The 19,438-nt window shown below is 33.6% G+C and carries 20 protein-coding genes and 1 pseudogene; 16 read left to right on the top strand and 5 right to left on the bottom strand.

The features are described 5' to 3' along the window. Positions 1-13: 13 nt before the first annotated feature. The 4 genes from BLT80_RS13270 (at position 14) to BLT80_RS13255 (ending at position 6,023) form a co-directional block, all read left to right on the top strand. Positions 14-3,262: an efflux RND transporter permease subunit gene (locus BLT80_RS13270; RefSeq protein WP_092468777.1), complete on the top strand. Its 3,249-nt coding sequence runs from the start codon at positions 14-16 to the stop codon at positions 3,260-3,262. Then, complete coding sequence (locus BLT80_RS13265; RefSeq protein WP_092468775.1) at positions 3,255-4,697, top strand: TolC family protein; 1,443 nt, start codon at positions 3,255-3,257, stop codon at positions 4,695-4,697. Before BLT80_RS13270 ends, BLT80_RS13265 begins: the two co-directional genes overlap by 8 nt. 164 nt (positions 4,698-4,861) lie before the next feature. Then, complete coding sequence (locus BLT80_RS13260; protein WP_092468773.1) at positions 4,862-5,314, top strand: DUF1569 domain-containing protein; 453 nt, start codon at positions 4,862-4,864, stop codon at positions 5,312-5,314. Between the two features lie 280 nt (positions 5,315-5,594). Then, a complete protein-coding gene (locus BLT80_RS13255) occupies positions 5,595-6,023 on the top strand; it encodes a VOC family protein (protein WP_092468906.1) in 429 nt (142 codons plus the stop codon). Positions 6,024-6,094: 71 nt separating this feature from the next. Here the strand turns inward: BLT80_RS13255 and BLT80_RS20505 are convergent. Continuing rightward, a pseudogene (locus BLT80_RS20505) lies at positions 6,095-6,349 on the bottom strand (IS110 family transposase); the annotation flags it as partial. A gap of 62 nt (positions 6,350-6,411) precedes the next feature. Here BLT80_RS20505 and BLT80_RS13245 point away from each other — a divergent pair. Genes BLT80_RS13245 through BLT80_RS13235 form a run of 3 tightly spaced genes read left to right on the top strand, consistent with a single transcriptional unit; the run spans position 6,412 to position 8,249 of the window. After that, a complete protein-coding gene (locus BLT80_RS13245) occupies positions 6,412-6,783 on the top strand; it encodes a hypothetical protein (RefSeq protein WP_139181071.1) in 372 nt (123 codons plus the stop codon). Positions 6,784-6,802: 19 nt separating this feature from the next. Beyond that, positions 6,803-7,492 (top strand): hypothetical protein, encoded by a 690-nt coding sequence (locus BLT80_RS13240; RefSeq protein WP_092468769.1) that lies wholly within the window; start codon positions 6,803-6,805, stop codon positions 7,490-7,492. Positions 7,493-7,508: 16 nt separating this feature from the next. Beyond that, positions 7,509-8,249: a YqjF family protein gene (locus BLT80_RS13235; RefSeq protein WP_092468767.1), complete on the top strand. Its 741-nt coding sequence runs from the start codon at positions 7,509-7,511 to the stop codon at positions 8,247-8,249. A gap of 3 nt (positions 8,250-8,252) precedes the next feature. Here the strand turns inward: BLT80_RS13235 and BLT80_RS13230 are convergent, their stop codons facing one another. Together BLT80_RS13230 and BLT80_RS13225 are read right to left on the bottom strand one after the other, a co-directional pair. After that, positions 8,253-8,873, bottom strand: coding sequence for a trimeric intracellular cation channel family protein (locus BLT80_RS13230; RefSeq protein WP_092468765.1), 621 nt, complete (start codon positions 8,871-8,873; stop codon positions 8,253-8,255). A 373-nt stretch (positions 8,874-9,246) separates the two neighbouring features. Then, a complete protein-coding gene (locus BLT80_RS13225) occupies positions 9,247-9,963 on the bottom strand; it encodes an RDD family protein (protein ID WP_092468764.1) in 717 nt (238 codons plus the stop codon). Between the two features lie 35 nt (positions 9,964-9,998). Here BLT80_RS13225 and BLT80_RS13220 point away from each other — a divergent pair, with 35 nt between their 5' ends. From BLT80_RS13220 to BLT80_RS13180, 8 genes are all read left to right on the top strand, one after another. Beyond that, complete coding sequence (locus BLT80_RS13220) at positions 9,999-11,006, top strand: stage II sporulation protein M (protein WP_092468762.1); 1,008 nt, start codon at positions 9,999-10,001, stop codon at positions 11,004-11,006. A 2-nt stretch (positions 11,007-11,008) separates the two neighbouring features. Then, entirely contained in the window at positions 11,009-11,896 is an 888-nt protein-coding gene (locus BLT80_RS13215) for a hypothetical protein (protein ID WP_092468760.1), read from the top strand. Next, a complete protein-coding gene (locus BLT80_RS13210) occupies positions 11,897-12,631 on the top strand; it encodes a DUF4129 domain-containing protein (RefSeq protein ID WP_092468758.1) in 735 nt (244 codons plus the stop codon). Continuing rightward, positions 12,628-13,854, top strand: coding sequence for a DUF4350 domain-containing protein (locus BLT80_RS13205; RefSeq protein ID WP_092468756.1), 1,227 nt, complete (start codon positions 12,628-12,630; stop codon positions 13,852-13,854). The genes BLT80_RS13210 and BLT80_RS13205 overlap by 4 nt, the downstream gene beginning before the upstream one ends. After that, the gene (locus BLT80_RS13200) at positions 13,833-14,831 is read left to right on the top strand and encodes an AAA family ATPase (protein WP_092468754.1); all 999 of its coding nucleotides are present in this window, start codon (positions 13,833-13,835) and stop codon (positions 14,829-14,831) included. The genes BLT80_RS13205 and BLT80_RS13200 overlap by 22 nt, the downstream gene beginning before the upstream one ends. A gap of 79 nt (positions 14,832-14,910) precedes the next feature. Then, complete coding sequence (locus BLT80_RS13190; RefSeq protein ID WP_317041775.1) at positions 14,911-15,210, top strand: four helix bundle protein; 300 nt, start codon at positions 14,911-14,913, stop codon at positions 15,208-15,210. 101 nt (positions 15,211-15,311) lie between these two features. Beyond that, positions 15,312-16,643, top strand: a complete 1,332-nt coding sequence (locus tag BLT80_RS13185) for a DUF58 domain-containing protein (RefSeq protein ID WP_092468752.1) — start codon at positions 15,312-15,314, stop codon at positions 16,641-16,643. Positions 16,644-16,927: 284 nt separating this feature from the next. Continuing rightward, positions 16,928-17,344 carry a DUF2141 domain-containing protein gene (locus tag BLT80_RS13180; RefSeq protein ID WP_092468750.1) on the top strand — a complete coding sequence of 139 codons (417 nt, stop codon included), beginning with the start codon at positions 16,928-16,930 and terminating at the stop codon, positions 17,342-17,344. A 74-nt stretch (positions 17,345-17,418) separates the two neighbouring features. Here the strand turns inward: BLT80_RS13180 and BLT80_RS13175 are convergent, their stop codons facing one another. Further along, positions 17,419-17,898: a Dps family protein gene (locus tag BLT80_RS13175; protein ID WP_092468748.1), complete on the bottom strand. Its 480-nt coding sequence runs from the start codon at positions 17,896-17,898 to the stop codon at positions 17,419-17,421. Positions 17,899-18,001: 103 nt separating this feature from the next. Between BLT80_RS13175 and BLT80_RS13170 the strand changes: the two genes are divergently transcribed. After that, positions 18,002-18,940 (top strand): LysR substrate-binding domain-containing protein, encoded by a 939-nt coding sequence (locus BLT80_RS13170; protein WP_092468746.1) that lies wholly within the window; start codon positions 18,002-18,004, stop codon positions 18,938-18,940. A gap of 82 nt (positions 18,941-19,022) precedes the next feature. On the opposite strand, the gene BLT80_RS13165 is transcribed toward BLT80_RS13170, so the two are convergent. Then, the gene (locus BLT80_RS13165; protein ID WP_020896136.1) at positions 19,023-19,220 is read right to left on the bottom strand and encodes a hypothetical protein; all 198 of its coding nucleotides are present in this window, start codon (positions 19,218-19,220) and stop codon (positions 19,023-19,025) included. Positions 19,221-19,438: the final 218 nt, after the last annotated feature.

The raw sequence follows: 19,438 nt of genomic DNA, 5'->3' as shown, positions 1-19,438 counted from the left end.
ATCTACAGACATTATGTTTAAAAAATTTATTAAAAGACCCGTCTTGGCTATTGTCATTTCGGTAATCATCATATTTATAGGTGGTTTAGCTATAAAGCAATTACCTATATCGCAATTCCCACAAATTGCACCTACAACAGTTAATATTTTTATTGCCTATCCTGGCTCTAGTGCTGATGTATTGGTGAATTCAACATTAATTCCACTAGAAACCGCAATTAATGGTGTGCAAGATATGCGCTACATCGCATCAGATGCTACAAGTGCAGGTGAAGGAACTTTACGTATTATTTTTGAACCAGGCACAGACCCCAATGAAGCGGTTGTGAGAGTAAAAACCAGAGTCGATCAGGTGATGCCTTTACTTCCGGAGTTGGTACAACGTGAAGGAGTTATTATTACACCAGTACAACCCAGCATGTTAATGTACGTTAACCTGTCGAGTACAGTTAAAGAGAATGACGAAAAGTTTTTGTACAACTATGCCTACACCAAAATAATTCCCGAAATACAACGTATTAAAGGTATTGCCAGTGCACAAATTTTAGGAAGTCGAAAATACGCCATGCGTGTTTGGTTAAAACCAGATCGTATGCGTGCTTATAATATTTCTGCTGAGGAAGTTTTAGAAGCTATGGAAGACCAAAGTATTTTGGCACGACCCGGTCGTTTGGGACGAAGCTCTGGTAAAACAGCCCAATCTTTAGAGTATGTTTTAACCTATCAAAACCGTTACAACGAGCCCGAGCAATACGAAGAAATCATTGTTAAAGCCAATAAAGAAGGGCAAATAGTGACCCTTGCTAATATTGCCGATGTGAAATTAGGAAGTGAATTTTTTGATATTTATTCTAATTTAGATGGAAAACCTTCAGCATCAATCGTCTTAAAACAAACTTTTGGAAGTAATGGTAGTGATGTCATCGATGCTGTAAAAGAAAAGCTTGCAGAACTTGAAGTAAATCTGCCTCCTGGAGTCGATTTTCAAATTAGTTATGATGTGTCTAACTTCTTAGATGCCTCTATAGATCAAGTTATTCACACCTTAAGAGATGCATTTATTCTTGTTGCAATTGTTGTATTCTTATTTTTAGGCGACTGGCGTTCTACATTAATCCCAATTATAGCTGTGCCAGTGTCTTTAATTGGAGCCTTTTTTGTAATGCAAATATTTGGGTTATCTATTAACCTTATTACATTATTCGCCTTGGTTTTAGCCATTGGTATAGTTGTCGATAATGCCATTGTAGTGGTTGAAGCCGTCCATGTGAAGATGGAAGAAGAACAGCTCTCACCCTATCAAGCCTCTTCTGAAGTTTTAGGTGAAATTGGTGGAGCTATTGTAGCAATTACGTTAGTGATGGTTTCTGTATTTATTCCTATTTCGTTTATGACAGGTCCTGTGGGTGTTTTCTACCGACAATTCTCAATTACAATGGCTGGTTCTATCGTTATCTCGGCTATAGTAGCACTAACATTAACTCCGGTACTTTGTGCTATGTTATTAAAGAATAACCATGGCAAAAAACGAACCTCTCCATTAGATAGATTTATTGATTGGTTTAACGGAGGATTCGAAAAACTTACCGGAAGCTATGTGAAGATTCTAAATAAAATAGTAGCAAGACGCTTTATCACCTTCGGTATATTAGCAGCCTTCTGTGTTGGGATTTTCTTTACAAATAAAGTTCTGCCAGCAGGATTTATTCCTAACGAAGACCAAGGAATGATTTATGCCATTATTCAAACACCACCAGGTGCGACTTTAGAGCGCACCAATGAAGTAGCTAAAAATCTTCAAAAAATCTGTGAGGAAATGGAGGGCGTAGAATCCGTATCTTCTTTAGCAGGTTATGAAATTATGACCGAAGGTCGTGGCTCTAATGCCGGAACATGTTTAATTAACCTTAAACCTTGGTCAGAGCGTGAACACTCGGTTCATGAAATCATGGAAGCGTTGGAAGAAGAAACTAAAAACTTAGGAGCCATAATTGAATATTTCGAACCTCCTGCTGTACCTGGTTTCGGATCCTCTGGTGGATTTGCTTTGCGATTATTGGATAAAACAAACTCTACAGATTATCATCATTTTGAGAGCGTCAATAATGAATTTATTGAAGCCTTATCTAAACGTAAAGAGTTAACTGGCTTATTCACCTTCTTCTCTGCAAACTATCCACAATATGAGTTGAAAATCAATAATAAAATTGCGATGCAGAAAGGTGTAACTATTGGTACAGCCATGGAAAACCTTAACATTTTAATTGGTAGTACGTACGAGCAAGGCTTTATTCGTTTTGGTCGCTTCTTTAAAGTGTATACCCAAGCAGCACCAGAATACCGACGCCTCCCTTCTGATCTCGAAAAGTTATTTGTAAAAAATGAAGAAGGAGAAATGGTCCCTTATTCGGCTTTTATGAGTATTGAGAAAAAGTTAGGTCCTAACGAAATTACACGTTATAACCTTTACAATTCAGCATCTATCAGAGGATTACCAGCATCAGGATTTACCAGTGATGATGCTATTAAAGCCATAAAAGAAGTGGCAGCAACACAATTACCTCGAGGCTATGATATTGCCTGGGAAGGTTTAAGTTTTGATGAAGCTCAAAGAGGGAATGAATCTATTTACATCTTTATCGTCGTACTCATATTTGTGTACTTCGTTTTAGCAGCACAATATGAAAGCTTCCTATTGCCTTTTGCGGTTATTTTATCCTTGCCAGTTGGTGTCTTTGGTTCGTTCATTTTACTTAAAGCTATGGGATTAGCCAATGATGTTTACGCCCAAATCGGTGTGATTATGTTGGTTGGTTTACTCGGTAAAAATGCGGTATTAATTGTAGAATTTGCGGTACAAAAACGCCGACAAGGAGCTACTATTTTAGAAGCCGCTATTGAAGCCTCTAAAGCGAGATTTAGACCTATATTAATGACATCGTTTGCTTTTATTGCCGGATTAATTCCATTAGTTATTGCCTCGGGAGCAGGTGCTATTGGTAACAGAACCATTGGTGGCTCTGCTTTAGGTGGTATGCTTATCGGTACACTTGGTGGGGTTTTAATCATTCCGGGACTGTACTACGTTTTTGCAAAAATGGCAGACGGTAAAAGTCTTATCAAAGATGAAGCCAGCGAGCCCATTTCTGAGGAAATGATGCGCGTTAGTGAAACTAAAAATCAAACTGCAACCAATGCTGAAGAAATCAGTAAGCTCAGAAAACTATTGAAAAAACTTCGTAAAAACAGAAACGATGACTAAGATAAAAAAATATAGAAAATCGTACCTTATCGGTATGCTCACCTTGCTGGTACTCTTTTCTTGTGTACCTACGCAAAAGGCAATTAGAGAAGACAATGTCGACCTACCAAAGCAGTACCAAAATAGATCCTCAGATTCAGCTAATACGGCTATTGTACAGTGGAAGAGTTTCTTTTCCGACCCAAAGTTAGTAGCCTTAATTGATACTGCTTTGACCAACAACCAGGAGCTTCATATTATGCTACAACAAATTGTGATGGCTAATAATGAAGTGAAGGTTAGAAAAGGGGAATATCTACCATTTGTCAACGTTTACGCAGGTGCTGAAGTTGAAAAAGTTGGTGAATACACGAGAAATGGTGCTGTAGAACAGCAGTTAAACATCCGAGAAGGCGAAGAATTCCCAGAACCTTTAACTGATTTTTCCGTAGGGTTAGATGTGTCATGGGAACTAGACGTGTGGAAAAAACTGCGTAACGGGAAAAAAGCCGCTGTTTTAGAATATCTAAGTACCATTGAAGGCAAGAATTTTATGGTCACTAATATTGTTTCTGAAATTGCTAATTCATACTACGAGCTTTTAGCACTAGACAATCAATTAAACATTATTGAGCAGAATTTAGACATTCAGATAAATGCTTTAGAAATGGTAAAACTTCAAAAGCAAGCAGCAAGAGCTACGCAATTAGCAGTGAGACGTTTTGAAGCTGAAGTATTTAAAAATCAAAGTAATAAATTTGAGATTCGTCAACAGATTGTAGAAACAGAAAATAAGATCAACTTCTTATTAGGGCGTTATCCACAAGCTATTGATAGAGATGCTACTGATTTTATTGATCGTCCTATTGATGCTATTGAAGCCGGTATTCCAGCTCAACTTTTAGAAAACAGACCAGATATCAAACAAGCAGAATATGAATTAGCTGCTTCAAAATTGAATGTTAAAATTGCCAAAGCTAACTTCTATCCTTCCATAGGGATTAAAGCTGGTGTTGGTTTACAAGCTTTTAAAACAAAGTATTTAACCAGCACACCAGAATCGGTTTTGTATTCGTTAGTTGGCGATATGGTAAGTCCATTAATAAACAGAAATGCCATTAAAGCAGATTACAGCAATGCCAACAGCCGACAATTACAGGCTGTTTTTGAGTATGAAAAAGCCATTTTAAACGGTTATATCGAAGTCGCCAATACCCTTTCTGACATTAACAATTTAAAATCAAATTATGATTTAAAAGCCAAACAGGTCGATGCCATGACTGAAGCTATTGACCTTTCCATACAGCTTTTTAAATCTGCCAGGGCAGAATATACGGAAGTTTTATTGACACAAAGAGAGGCATTAGATTCCAAACTTGAAATTATTGAAACCAAAAGAGATCAATTTTTAGCTAACGTTAAAATTTATCAGGTCTTAGGTGGTGGATGGAATTAGTTGAAGAGTGCCCTAAATCTGAAAGCCATTTTACAGCAATGTAGAGTGGCTTTCTTTTTGTACATTATTATATTGTAAACACGTGTTTTACAAACGTTAGACCTATAGAATAATGTTTATATTTAGCCTTGAATTAAAGTTAAAATCGCTATTAAAAGTCAACCATGAAAAATATTTTTGAAAAAACCGTTACCACTGAAGTTATTGAGCGCATCAATAAATTAGAACCAACTACAAAACCAATTTGGGGAAAAATGTCTAGTGACCAAATGCTAGCACATTGTAATGTTACTTATGAATTAGATTTTGAAGACAAGCATCCCAAACCAAAAGGATTTATGAAGTGGATGCTTAAAACATTTATAAAAAATACAGTTGTTAGCGAAAAACCCTATAAGAAAAACGGTCGTACAGCACCAGTATTTTTAGTTACCAATGAGAAAGATTTTAATATAGAAAAAGACAGATTAGTAACTTATATCACTAAAGCCCAAGAATTAGGAAGCGCTTATTTTGATCAAAAAGAGAATCATTCTTTTGGGAAATTATCTAAAACCGAATGGAATAATATGTTCTATAAACACTTAGATCATCATTTAACTCAGTTTGGCGTTTGAGTACCAACAAACACGACTATAAATAGACTAACTTTTTTTACACATTGTATTTAGGGATTTATAGCTATGTAATAACGCATTAAGCTTTATTTAAAGCTACTGTTATTCTAATTATTATTTGGGATAATATGTATATTTATGGTTATTTAACTAATTGTGCGTCAGCTGTAAAAAGAACAGTAATAACTTTAAAAATAGTGCAATGAATAAATTAATACTAGCAATGTCGATTATAACAATACTCGTAAGTTGCAACTCGATACATAAAAAAACCAAAGATATGGCAAATAATAATGAACAAACGGACAAGCCAGCTACTAAAGTTGACAATACACCAAAAGTAACTGGTGTTGGAGGAATTTTCTTTTATTCCGAAAACTTGGAAGAAACTCAAAAATGGTACTCTGATAATTTAGGAATTGAAATGAATGATTGGGGTTCTTCGAGTTTTGACAGCAGAGATTTAAATAATCCTGAACACATAAACTCTCTTCAATGGAAACCGTTTAAAAAAGGAGACAAATATTTTTCACCATCCAAAAAGGAATTTATGATTAATTATCAAGTTCAGAATATTGAGGGACTTGTAAAGAAACTTAAAGGAAACGGCGTAACTCTACTTGACAGTATTGAGACTTACGACTATGGAAAATTTATTCATATTTTGGACAAAGAGGGAAATAAAATTGAATTATGGGAACCAATTTAAGCCAAACAAATTAGGTAAAAAAAAGCCGAAAGCACAACAAAGTACTGTGACAAAAAACAAGTAAAAACGCATTAATGTTTCACTAAAGTACTTTTATAGTTTCCATCATATATTAATCCCGATTTAGCGATTGCAAAGGCCTGCTTTAGTAGATTACTACAAACAACTATTGACACCATTTTTTTTTACGCTTTCCTTTGGCAACTATGCGCTCGTAAAGATCTCGGCAAGCTTTGTTTTGTTTTGTTTTGTTTACATACATTAAAACTGCACATAAATAATAAATTTCTCAAGTTTTGCTTCGCCAGTTTGCTACACTCGGGTCTATTCAGTTTGAATTTGTTAAATTCGTTCTCTAAACACGCCACAAACTCACTTACATTCACTTATGAATGACACATATATCAACACAACGCTAATTATAATCTTGATTTGCCATTTAGCAGCCATAATCGTCGCATGCAAAAAGGAAAAATCAACGTTAATAATTCCGTATTTTAATATGGCTATGGTAATCGGTATATTTGTTTTTTGGGCTATCACTATTCCGAATATAAAAGAGCATAACTTTGAATTTAGAGAATTAGTGTTCATCGGTTTGGAAGCTTGTATTTTACTATTTGCGTTATATGCTATTTTTGGTTTTTATAATAAAATGCCCGTCAAAGTCATAAATAGTATTGGATTTGGACTTCATTTATTGGCGACAATAGGCCTACTTTATTATATGTTAGCATTCAAATTTGATAGACTTTTTTAACGATAAATCACACTAAACTATGAAGGTTCTCACCTTTAGCATATTGATTTTACTACTTGTATACATACAACACACAGGATATGCACAATCAGAAAATAGCATGACAAACGATTCTATTGCAATACCTTTAAAAACAGGAAAAAATCCTAGTATTCAATTTGAAGCATTGGTTATAGAACCTGTTAACCTATTCATTCAATCAAAATTATTAAACACCAACTCACCTCAAATTCAACTCGAATTAAACGTATTTAATAACAACACAAAATACGCTACTTTTCTCTGGTGTTATGATGCGTTTAGCGATCGTAAAAAAACAAATTACCCAAAAGCTTATCAAAACTATTCTTTTGATTTAAAAATTGAGAAAAACAACGTAGCGTTAGTTGTTACAAAATTAGAATTTGGAAAGCCAATGTTTATTGATTTAGGACAAACCGCTGTTATAGGTAACCTTCAAATTCTATTTAAAGATTATATTGGAGAATCGTCAGAGGACATAAATGGAAATCAGACCGATGCCTTTAATTCGTATCATATGTTATTATCAGAAGACGATGAGCAGAAAACGGTGTCATTTACGTCGTTAAATAAAGCTGAAGACAAGGATCTAATTATAGAATGGAAGCACTATAAAATTATGATTATAGAAGATTCTGAAAAAGCAATAAAGCTAATGGTGGTTAAAAACGATTCGAACAAAAACTAAGCATTCAACTCAAAAAATGAAAATCCAAGACCTATTAAAAACCGCTGAACACAGACCTTGGAAAATACCCACTGAAAATTGGAAATTCTATCAAGAATGGAATAATGCCATATTTCTTCATTGGGAAGTTGAATTGGAGGAACTCAAAAAATTGGTACCAAAAGAATTAGAAATTGACCTTTTTGAGGGCAAACCCTGGGTTTCCGTTGTAGCATTTACAATGGAAAAAATCAGGCCTAAATATTTGCCGTCGTTCTCACCAATTTCAGATTTTGATGAAATTAATATTAGAACTTATGTGAAATCTGGTCATAAAACCGGAGTCTATTTTTTAAGTATTGAAGGAGGGAAACAATTATCTTGTAAAATTGCAAAAAGTATTTCTGAACTTCCTTATCGCTATTCAAAAATTAAACGAACAGCAAACCAATACCAATCTTCCAATGCTGCGTTTAATGACAAATTAGATCTTACGTTTTCAATTAGAGAAGCAATTGAAACAAAATCTAAATTAGACCAATGGTTAACGGAAAGATATGCTCTTTTTCAAGACACAAAACAAGCTATAAACGCGTTTGAAATTCATCATTTAGAATGGCCAATTCATAACATCGACATCACAAAACTAGACTTCAATTATCCAAGGTTTAAAAATCTTCTAAAAAACAAACCAAACAAAATTCAATATTCTAACGGTGTTAATGTTATTGCCTGGGGAAAGACTAAAAAAGATAAAACTAGTTATAACAAGGTCTAAAAATTAGAGTATACCTTCGTCCTTCTTATACAAAGTAGGTAAACTAATTTTATAGCGCACCGCAATTAATCTAACGGTCATAACAACTAAACCAACGATAACGAATAAGATGTTTCTATCTTCAAAAAATTGTAACAGCAAGAAATAGGTGATTCCACCCAAAATGCAAGCCGTTGCATAGATTTCTTTTCTGAAAATCACAGGAATTTCATTACATAAAATATCTCTCAACACCCCACCGAAACAGGCTGTCATTGTGCCCATAGCAATACAAATGAATGGATGTAAACCAGCAACAAGTCCAGTTTCGATCCCCACAACCGTATAAAGTGAAATCCCAATAGTATCGAATAAAAAGAGTGATTTCCTGAGGTAGTTAATTCGCTTTCTGAATAATACAGCAAAAAACGCAGAACTTATAATCACGTAAACGAAAGTCATATTTCGCATCCATGATACGGGTTCAATACCAATCATAACATCTCGTAATGTTCCACCTCCAACAGCTGTCACAAAAGCAATTATTAGGACTCCAAATGGATCCATCCGTTTATTCATAGCTACTAATGCACCAGATATGGCAAAAGCAATAGTTCCTAATATATCTATGACTTGAAAAAACATAGGGTACTTATATTTACATATTTATCAGTCGTGCGAAGGTAGGAATCTAATTTAAAATTCACAGCTAAAAACCTTACAGACAGTCCTAAGCTTAAGTTAAATGATTCACAAATTTTTTCACAGATACTTCGGCAAACGTTGTTTGCTACTTTCGAAACAAAATATATTTTGTTTCTCAGTAATGCTCAGTATAAGCGATTCACTCACTTTTTCCGAAAAGAAAAAAGTGGTTCTCTGAGATCCCAAAACTATTTTGGGATAAGCGATTCATTCACTTTTCCTGAAAAAGAAAAAGTGGTTCTCTGAGATCCCAAAACCAGTTTGGGATAAGCGATTCACTCACTTTTCCGAAAAGAAAAAAGTGGTTCTCCGCTTACATGTTTTGCGTGTAATAATTATAATCCTTTATCACCGTTGCCACAAAATCTACCGGTTTATCTTGAGTTTCAATCGCCATAATTTTTAATAAGCGATGGTGCAAATTCAGAATAATATTATGATGACCATTTCTAAGCGCATCATCATACAAATTTTTCACCGTTTGCATGTCTTTGTCATTTAACACTGTAACTTGACTGTAAGTAGGTACATAATCTACAGGGATATCTTTTATATGCGTATCATGAATCGTTAAAAGCTGTTTCTCGCTAATTACCGTTGTACCCGCTGCAATATCACCTAGCCGCTGTCCGTTTCCTTTAATTAATATGGTAAATGCAGCCACACCACCAGAGGTTAAAGCAACATCGACAATTCGTAAAATCCAACGCACAAAATAATTAGAAAAACTAGGTTTAGACCCATCTAATTTGACCACTCTCGTTTTCATAAGTACTTTACCAACTGTTTTACCATCCAAAAATGTTTCGAGTAACACGTAATATAAAAACGCAGGTAACGACACTAACAAATAAATAGCCCAAGTATCTCCCATATCCATATTTAAAGTTGTTAAAAGGAGTATTGCAGCAATGCCATACAAAAGAATAATAGCACTATCAATGAGGTAACCAAGCATTCTATCGCCAATACTAGCGACATTTTGATTAATCCCCACATTTTGGGCAGTTTCTATTTGAAATTCATCCATATTTTCTTTTCTTTGAAAGTCTAAAAGGGAATATAATGCGCGAAGCGGCTTTTGTAAAGCAAAATAAAGATAAATGGTTAGAATTTGAAAACATTCTTACAAATAAAACGCAAATAGATCCCGATTTACTTTCTGACCTCTATATTGAAGTTACCGACCATTTAAGCTACGCCAAAACGTTTTATGGGAATAGCAATACAGAACGCTATCTCAATCAACTAGCATCTAACGCACATCAACTTATTTACAAAACTAAAAAGGAACCTAAAAATAGATTGATTTCTTTTTTTAAGACGGAATTTCCTTCGATGTTCTACCAACATCATCGCGAACTTTTGATTGCCTTTTTAACGTTTACGCTATTTGTAATTGTTGGTGCATTTTCTGCCGCTAGCGAAGATGACTTTGTAAGATCGTTTCTTGGAGATGGTTATGTTAACATGACGATAGAAAATATAGAAAAAGGAGATCCTATGGCAGTTTATAAGCAACAAGGAGAATTTAATATGTTTTTGGGTATAACGCTTAATAATATTAAAGTAGCCCTTATGGCCTTTGGCTATGGTATTCTATTAGGTATTGGCACCTTATATATTATGATGCAAAATGGTATTATGTTGGGTAGTTTTCAATATTTCTTTTATGAGCAGGGCATATTATGGGAATCGGCGCGTACCATTTGGATTCATGGTACTATTGAAATATCTGTTATTATTATTGCTGGTTGTGCAGGTCTCGTTATGGGAAACGGCATGCTTTTTACAGGAACGTTACCACGACTAGAAGCTTTTAAACGTGGAGTTATAAATGGCTTAAAAATTTTAATGAGCACCATACCCTTTTTTATAATTGCAGGCTTTTTAGAAGGTTTCGTTACCAGACATACTGAAATGCCAGATTGGCTCGCCATTTTAATTATTTCGAGTTCTCTAGCATTAATTCTATTTTACTACGTAATTTACCCAATTCAATTAAACAGAAAACTGAAACAAAATATAGCTTCTGAAAACACTATAGAACTAACCCTAAACCCAACCAACTAAATATGAACAGACCTTATATTGAATTTAGAAAACAACGTGATTTCAGTAGTATACTAACTGACACATTCGGTTTTATTCGAAATGAGTTTAAACCATTTATAAGAACCATATTTAATATTGCAGGCCCTGCAATTGTGGTGTTTTTGTTATCGCTTGCGGCCTATAATTATGTCGCTGGAGATTTGTTTAATTTCTCAAGTTTTAATCAGCCTAGTTTTAACTCAACTAGTGTTTTTGTAACTGTCATTGTCGCCATTATTTATTTAATTTCTGCTATTACTGCTTATATTCTTACAGCATCTACAACGCTGTTTTATATTAAATCTTACGTAGATCGTAAAGGATCTATCGACGCTGCTGAAATAAAAAGCAATGTGCTTAAATCCTTTTGGTCATTTTTTGGACTTAGTTTCTTAAAAGGAATAACCTTAATAATCGCGATAATGCTTTGCGTTTTACCTGCACTTTATGCCATGGTTCCTATGGCAATCGTGTTTAGTGTGTATGTTTTTGAACCTAAACGTTCTACTTCAGATGCTTTTAGTCAGAGTTTTACTTTGGCTAATGCTGATTTCTGGACAGCTTTTGGGGTGTTTCTTATTTTAGGAGTCATCTACTACATTCTTAGTTTAGTATTCTCAATTCCGTCTATAATCTATGCTTTGATAGGCAGCGGTATTTTTTCTGGAGAAATCGATCCTGCTAATCTAAATAGCTTTTCTGCCGATCCGGTGGTTATCATACTCAATGTATTTAACACGTTCTTTCAGTTTTTATTAAACATCATTTTAATGGTTGCTGGAGCGGTTATTTACTTTCATTTACACGAAAAAACAAACTTTACTGGCACGTACGATCGTATTAGCGAAATTGGAAATACAGAAGATTAAATGTTAGTATATCGATTGCTACTTCTTTGTTTTTGTTTTGGGCAACTTTCTGTTGCGCAACAAAATGAGCAATCCGTAACATTTGATGATACCACACTTGAAAAACAACAAATAACCGAAGACGATTTAGAAGCCTATAAAGCAGACGAGGATTTTAACTATACTGAAGTTGTACCTGAAGAGAATATTTTAGAAAAAATCTATAATTGGTTTCAAAATATCCTTAGAAAGTTCTGGGAAGCCATATTTGGCGTGGGGACTGCCTCTGGCTTTCTGTACTTTGTTTTTTCAATTCTACCCTATTTATTATTAGCCTTTTTACTATTCTTATTAATTCGGTTTTTCTTAAAAGTGAATTCGAATAACCTCATAGCAAAAAGCAGAAAACAAGGTTCTATTTTATTTACGGAAGAAGAACAAATTATAAAGAATGAAGATATTCCGGCTTTAATCAATGAAGCTGTCAATCAGAAAAATTACAGATTAGCCATTCGGTATTATTATCTATTGTCTTTAAAATATCTCACCGAAACTGATCATATTTTATGGCAACCACAAAAAACGAATGAAGATTATATCAATGAAATTAATAAGGAATTTTTAAAGGCCGATTTCAAAAATATCACCCGAATTTATGATTACGTATGGTATGGTGAGTTTAATGTAGATGCTACTAAGTTTGAAACGTTAAAACTCCCTTTTGAGCATCTAAATAATACAATTACAAAACGTTGAATAAAAAAGGAAAACTATATATCATCCTTGTAGCATTTACCATTTTGGCTATCGTTGTTCTAGAAATGAACAAACCGAAGGCTTTAAATTGGTTTCCTTCTTATGCAACACATCATAAAATTCCATTTGGGGCTTATGTGTTTAACAACCAATTAAAGCGGGTTGCAGACTCTGTTTCTATTGTCGACCGTCCGCCTTTTGAATATTTAAAAAACAATGACATCAATGGTACATATCTGTTTTACAATGGAGGCATTGAATTTGGAAAAGAAGAATTAAATAGCCTTTTAGACTGGGTTTCTAATGGAAACACACTCATTGTTGCTGCAGTAAATTTTGAAGAAAAATTACTAGACACCTTAAATTTAAAAACTAGATCCGTAAATACGTTTGATAATTTTAATAACGAATACCAAGTTAAACTCGTAAATCCGGCAATAGACAATTCACTAACGTATAAGTACGATCGCTCAACAACATTCTTCCACTTTAATAAAATTGACACCTTAGAAACGTCAATAATTGGTCTTATTGACACCTATAGAGGTAAAAATAAGCCTATGGAGGACACTTTAATCAGCAGTATAAAACAACCTTTTGGAGATGGTGAAATTATACTTAGCACGTTTCCGCAGGCATTTACCAACTATTTTATACTACAGTCTCCAAATCAAGATTATACAGCTGGACTTTTATCTTATATAGACACTTCCAAACCTGTATACGTGGATACCTATTACAAAACCGGAAAGACATTTTACACCTCACCAATGTATTTGTTTTTAAATACAAAATCCTTAAAATGGGCATATTATTTAGTACTGATTGGTGCTTTAATCTATATTATTTTTGAAGGTAAACGAAAACAACGTGCGATTCCGATTGTAAAATCGTTGAAAAATCAGACCGTTGATTTCACCAGAACAATCGCCAATATGTATTATGAAAGTGGAAAACACAAAGATATTTCACAACATAAAGTGCATCATTTTTTAGAGTATATTAGAAACACATTACACCTTTCCACTGCTGAAATAAACACCAGTTTTATAAATAATTTAGCGGCGAGAAGCAATAACACGGTAGATGATACGAAGGCTTTATTTCAACTTATCGAAAGTTTGAATCAGAAGAATGACATCAGCCCTACCGAATTAGAAAGGCTAAACACCTTAATAGAACAATTTAAATCCCATAATCAATGGAAGAAAACGAAACAGTAAACGACGACTTAAATTTTGATAATCGCATTCAATTAGAAGATTTAAAAAATGCCGTAGAAAGCATTAAAAGTGAGTTAGGGAAAGTCATCATTGGGCAAGATAATTTTGTAGAATTACTTATCGTAGCCTTATTAGCCGATGGCCATGTTTTAATTGAAGGTGTTCCGGGAATTGCAAAAACAGTGACCGCAAAACTATTTGCCAAAGTTTTAAAAACTGAGTTTAGCCGAATTCAATTTACTCCAGATTTGATGCCAAGTGATGTTTTGGGAACTTCGATTTTGAATATGAAATCTTCGGAATTTGAGTTTAAAAAAGGACCTATTTTTTCGAACATTGTTTTAATTGATGAAATCAACAGAGCTCCTGCCAAAACGCAAGCAGCTTTATTTGAAACTATGGAAGAGCGTCAGGCAACAATTGATGGAACCACCTACCCTTTTAATAATCCGTTTATGGTGCTTGCCACTCAAAACCCAATTGAGCAAGAAGGCACCTATGCCCTACCAGAAGCGCAATTAGATCGTTTTATCTTTAAAATTAAAGTAGATTATCCCTCTTTAGAAGATGAAATTAAAATTATTGCCTCTCATCACGAGCGTAAAGGTGAGAAACCTCAAACACGGATTAATCCTATATTAGATGTTGCCTCATTAGAAGATTACAAAAGCAAAACGCAGTCTGTTCTCGTTGAAGAAAAGATTATAAAATATATCGCGGAAGTGGTTTCAAAAACTAGAAATCATCCGCATTTATATCTTGGTGGTTCGCCAAGAGCATCTATTGCAATTCTTAATACAGCCAAAGCATTTGCTGCTATAAATGGACGTGATTTTGTGATTCCAGAAGATGTAAAAAAATCATTAAATCCGGTATTAAATCATCGTATCATTCTAACTCCTGAGCGCGAAATGGAAGGTATGACTACCGAAAATGTCATTGAAATGATTGTGCAATCGGTTGAGGTGCCGCGTTAGTGAATAGTGAATAGTGAATAGTGAATAGTGAATAGTGAATAGTGAATAGTGAATAGTGAAAAACTAAAAGTTAAGAGTTATGGGAGAATCTATTTTACGCAATAAAAGTTGCGACTTTGCATTAAACATAGTGGAACTCTATAAAACTTTAGCTTCTGATAAAAGAGAATTTATATTATCGAAACAATTAATGAGAAGCGGAACCTCGATAGGAGCAAACATAAGAGAAGCAGAATTTGCGCAATCTAGTAAAGATTTCATTCACAAAATGAGTATCGCTTTAAAAGAAGCAAATGAAACTGATTATTGGCTATCTATTCTAAAAGACTCAAACTATATATCAATTCAATCATTTGAAACTCTTTTCAATAAGAATTAATAAGAATGTTGGTATCCACAATTAAAACCATGAAGAATAAAGCTTAAATAGATTAACTGTTTTCACACTTTTAACTCATAACTATTAGCTCTTAACTGATTATGAATTTTTTAAAATCATTATACATACACAGCCAGCTCTATATTTATATAGCTATGGCTTCGGTGTGCTTTCTTTTGTCGTTTTGGTTGCCTGTGTTATATGCTGTTGCTTGGATAGTGACTATTATTATAGCCGTATTGTTACTTATAGATATATTGCTACTTTATCAGCCAAAAAACGCCGTACATGTTAGGCGAATTCTACCAGATAAATTTTCAAATAGCGATAATAACCCAGTACCAATTACCATCACCAACAAGTATGGTTTTAAAACGTATATCGATGTTATAGATGAGTTACCTGTACAATTTCAGAAACGCGATTTTCTTTATCAAACGTCTTTAAGTCCCAATCAAAATCACGACTTTGAATACTTAGTAAGACCTGTAGATCGTGGTGAATATTATTTTGGTCACCTTAATATATTTGTGTCTTCGATTCTAAAAATCGTAAAGCGCAAGTATAAGTTTCAAAATCAGCAAATGGTAATGGTCTACCCTTCCATTATTCAAATGCAGAAATACGATTTTCTAGCGATCAGCAATTCATTGACCGAGTTCGGTTTAAAGAAGATAAGACGTATTGGGAACACTTCAGAATTTGAGCAAATTAAAGACTATATTCCTGGTGACGATTTTAGAACCGTAAATTGGAAAGCGACAGCAAAACGCGGTCAGTTGATGGTGAATCAATATCAAGATGAAAAATCCCAACCCATCTACTCTATTATTGATACTGGCAGAATAATGAAAATGCCTTTTAACGGTTTAAAACTGTTAGATTACGCTATCAATTCAACGTTAGCATTTAGTAACGTGGCCTTAAAAAAACACGATAAAGTCGGCATGATTAGCTTCTCAAAAAAGATAGAATCCTTCTTACCTGCCATTCAGAAAATCACCTATCTCAATCGTATTTTAGAAAACCTATACAATATTGATACGCAATTTAATGATAGTGATTTCGGTCTGCTTTACGCGCAACTAAAACGAAAAGTAACACACCGTAGTTTACTTTTATTATATACTAATTTTGAACACATCAGTGCTTTAAAACGACAGATGCCGTATTTGCAAGCCATTTCAAAAAAGCACATGCTTGTGGTTGTGTTGTTTGAAAACACAGAATTGGACATCATATTAAAAGAGAATGCTGAAGATTTACAATCTATATATCATAAAACTATTGCAGAAAAATTTGCTTTCGAAAAACGATTAATGGTTAAAGAACTTCAAAAACATGGTATTCAATCTATTTTAACGGCACCTGAGAATTTGACAATAAATACGATTAATAAGTATTTAGAGATTAAGGCGCGTGGACTTTTATAGGTAGTGAATAGTGAATAGTGAATAGTGAATAGTGAATAGTGAATAGTGAATAGTGAATAGTGAATAGTGAATAGTGAAAAATTAAAAAATCACCATCAACTTTAAACTCCTAACTCTTGGCTCTTGTAATTGTTGGTTAAAATATTAATTCCTAACTAAACAACAGTCCATCATATAAAAATTACAGTTCGGCAATTATAATTATTTGAATTGAAGCGTTTGTCTGATATTTGAATCATCAACAAAAAAGAACAGTAGTTCTCTAACCATTAAAACTCTTAATCATGAAAAAATTAATCTTAACATTCGCATTAGCTTTAACTTCAATCATCGGATTTTCTCAAGATGAAGGAATCACAATCACCATTACAATAGATAATGTAAAAAACGATAACGGAAAAGTGTTAACCTCATTACACAGCTCAGAGACTTTTATGAAAGGTAAAGGTACTATGGAAGCAGAAACTGAAATAAAAGACGGAAAAGTAACAATTACCTTTAAAAACGTTCTACCAGGAGAATACGCAATAATGACTATGCACGATGAAAATGACAATAAGCATATGGACTTTCAAGACAATGGAATGCCCTTAGAATCTTATGGAATTTCTAATAACGTTATGTCATTTGGACCACCTAATTACGATGATGCTAAATTTAAAGTTGAAGATAAAAATTTGGAATTAACTATTCGTTTTTAGAAAAACATAGACATCAATCAACACAAAAAAGACTGCTAATTAGCAGTCTTTTTCTATTTTAAAATGATTCAATCTTAAACTGTTTCACCCAACCAAGCTTTCATCATCCAAACTGTTTTTTCTTGTTCGGTAATAAAATCACTCATCATAGAGTTCGTTCCTTCATCATTAGCATCTCCTGCTGCTTCCAGAATTGAACGTTCCATTTTTAATAATTCGGAAAGTGAATCTACAATTAATTGAACTGCTTTTTCATCCTTAGAAATATTTTTACCTACAGGTACTTTTGCTGCTTTTGTGTAATCCTCAAACGTATGAAGTGGTGTTGCACCTAACGTTAAAATACGCTCAGCTATTTCATCTACTTTTAAATTGGCATCCGTGTATAATTCCTCAAATTTTACATGAAGATCAAAAAAACCACGCCCTTTAATGTTCCAATGAATACCTCTTAAGTTCTGATAATACAATTGAAAATTTGCTAATAATTGATTTAAATCATTTGCTAATCCTTTTGTTTTTTCGGTATCTAAACCTATGCTATTTAGTTTCATAATATGTACGTTTTTGTTTACTCAAATTTACGACTCAAATAAGTATTTTTTAGCATAGTTTTCATGAATAGTTTTTATACTTTTATAGTCTAAATGAATACCCATGACAATAACACAACTTAAATACGCTTTAGCCATAGCAGAACATAAAAATTTCACCAAAGCGGCAGAAAAATGTTTTGTAACGCAACCTACTTTAAGCACACAGATTCAAAAATTAGAAGATGAATTAGACATCATTATTTTTGACAGAGGTAAGAAACCCATTGAATTAACTGAGGTTGGACGTAAAATTGTATACCAAGCTCGAAATATAGTTAATGAAGCAGACCGAATTCAAGATATCGTAGATCAGCAAAAAGGATTTATAGGAGGGGAGTTTCGATTGGGAATTATCCCAACTATAATGCCAACACTTTTACCAATGTTTTTGAAGAGTTTTATAAAAAAATACCCAAAGGTTAAACTAAAAATTGAAGAATTAACCACAGAAGAAATTTTAACGCGCCTTAGCGATGGTCACTTAGATGCTGCAATTGCTGCGACACCTTTAGAGAGCGACAACGTAAAAGAGCGTGTTTTATATTACGAACCTTTTGTTGCTTATATTCCAGAAAGCCACAGGTTAAAAGATAAAAAGGTTATCGAAGTTTCCGATTTAAGTATTGATGATATGTTGCTCTTAGAAGATGGGCACTGTTTTAGAGATGGAGTTATTAATCTCTGTAAAACATTTAAAGATCAAATAGATGAAAATTTCCAACTCGAAAGTGGCAGTATAGAAACCTTAATCAAACTGTCTAACGAAGGTATGGGAATGACATTACTTCCCTATTTACATACCTTAGATATAAAAGAAAAATTAGCACCTAATTTAAGACACTTTAAAGAACCGTCTCCTGCGAGAGAAGTCAGCATTATTTATCATAAAAGTGAATTAAAAATGCAAATTATAGATGCTATGCACAATGTCATTTCCGGAATTATTCGTGGTGCTATTGCGTTTCAGAATGTAGAAATTATTAGTCCGAAAGCTAAATAGAATCAACACATTTATTGTGATTTTACAATGAGATTAATTACAAAACAAGCGTCCTGATTATGATCAGGACGCTTGTTTTATATTATGCTTTTAGATAAATTAAGCATTGATTTAAATCTGGGTTTTGATTGATTAAGGACTGAATAAAGATTCTTAATTCTTCAAGTTCGTGAGGCAGTAAACGTCTTACTGCTTTTTGCACTTCCTTACAGAATAATGTCGCATCAAAACTCACTTTGCTGAGTACAGTTTTAGTGTACTCGTACATTGCTCGCGCCATAGGTGATTTTTAGTTTTTAGGTTAACAAAAAGTAGTTTTTTATCTATACGCTAGTGTTTCAATTCTGACTTAAAGATAGCAAAATATACTAATGAAATTCACTTTCAAGAAAAGTTTAACAGCTTGTTATGTTAAAAGTTTGAAATTATGCGATGAAGCCTACACTTTTTAAAGGGTAATTCTGACACTACAACAAACTAAATATCAAACTATTACAT

The organism is Winogradskyella thalassocola (genome assembly GCF_900099995.1).
Lineage (GTDB): Bacteria > Bacteroidota > Bacteroidia > Flavobacteriales > Flavobacteriaceae > Winogradskyella > Winogradskyella thalassocola.
The sequence above is the reverse complement of the archived record's forward strand: the minus strand, read 5'-3'. Positions and strand labels throughout refer to the sequence as shown.

What these genes read in the sequence shown, in the direction of transcription:
- BLT80_RS13235 (WP_092468767.1), top strand. Translation starts at nt 7,509, where the DNA reads ATGAAAATCCAAGACCTATTAAAAACCGCTGAACACAGACCTTGGAAA.
- BLT80_RS13180 (WP_092468750.1), top strand. Translation starts at nt 16,928, where the DNA reads ATGAAAAAATTAATCTTAACATTCGCATTAGCTTTAACTTCAATCATC.
- BLT80_RS13240 (WP_092468769.1), top strand. Translation starts at nt 6,803, where the DNA reads ATGAAGGTTCTCACCTTTAGCATATTGATTTTACTACTTGTATACATA.
- BLT80_RS13260 (WP_092468773.1), top strand. Translation starts at nt 4,862, where the DNA reads ATGAAAAATATTTTTGAAAAAACCGTTACCACTGAAGTTATTGAGCGC.
- BLT80_RS13225 (WP_092468764.1), bottom strand. Translation starts at nt 9,963, where the DNA reads ATGGATGAATTTCAAATAGAAACTGCCCAAAATGTGGGGATTAATCAA.
- BLT80_RS13175 (WP_092468748.1), bottom strand. Translation starts at nt 17,898, where the DNA reads ATGAAACTAAATAGCATAGGTTTAGATACCGAAAAAACAAAAGGATTA.
- BLT80_RS13200 (WP_092468754.1), top strand. Translation starts at nt 13,833, where the DNA reads ATGGAAGAAAACGAAACAGTAAACGACGACTTAAATTTTGATAATCGC.
- BLT80_RS13220 (WP_092468762.1), top strand. Translation starts at nt 9,999, where the DNA reads ATGCGCGAAGCGGCTTTTGTAAAGCAAAATAAAGATAAATGGTTAGAA.
- BLT80_RS13255 (WP_092468906.1), top strand. Translation starts at nt 5,595, where the DNA reads ATGGCAAATAATAATGAACAAACGGACAAGCCAGCTACTAAAGTTGAC.
- BLT80_RS13210 (WP_092468758.1), top strand. Translation starts at nt 11,897, where the DNA reads ATGTTAGTATATCGATTGCTACTTCTTTGTTTTTGTTTTGGGCAACTT.
- BLT80_RS13165 (WP_020896136.1), bottom strand. Translation starts at nt 19,220, where the DNA reads ATGGCGCGAGCAATGTACGAGTACACTAAAACTGTACTCAGCAAAGTG.
- BLT80_RS13190 (WP_317041775.1), top strand. Translation starts at nt 14,911, where the DNA reads ATGGGAGAATCTATTTTACGCAATAAAAGTTGCGACTTTGCATTAAAC.
- BLT80_RS13170 (WP_092468746.1), top strand. Translation starts at nt 18,002, where the DNA reads ATGACAATAACACAACTTAAATACGCTTTAGCCATAGCAGAACATAAA.
- BLT80_RS13245 (WP_139181071.1), top strand. Translation starts at nt 6,412, where the DNA reads ATGAATGACACATATATCAACACAACGCTAATTATAATCTTGATTTGC.
- BLT80_RS13230 (WP_092468765.1), bottom strand. Translation starts at nt 8,873, where the DNA reads ATGTTTTTTCAAGTCATAGATATATTAGGAACTATTGCTTTTGCCATA.
- BLT80_RS13215 (WP_092468760.1), top strand. Translation starts at nt 11,009, where the DNA reads ATGAACAGACCTTATATTGAATTTAGAAAACAACGTGATTTCAGTAGT.
- BLT80_RS13270 (WP_092468777.1), top strand. Translation starts at nt 14, where the DNA reads ATGTTTAAAAAATTTATTAAAAGACCCGTCTTGGCTATTGTCATTTCG.
- BLT80_RS13185 (WP_092468752.1), top strand. Translation starts at nt 15,312, where the DNA reads ATGAATTTTTTAAAATCATTATACATACACAGCCAGCTCTATATTTAT.
- BLT80_RS13265 (WP_092468775.1), top strand. Translation starts at nt 3,255, where the DNA reads ATGACTAAGATAAAAAAATATAGAAAATCGTACCTTATCGGTATGCTC.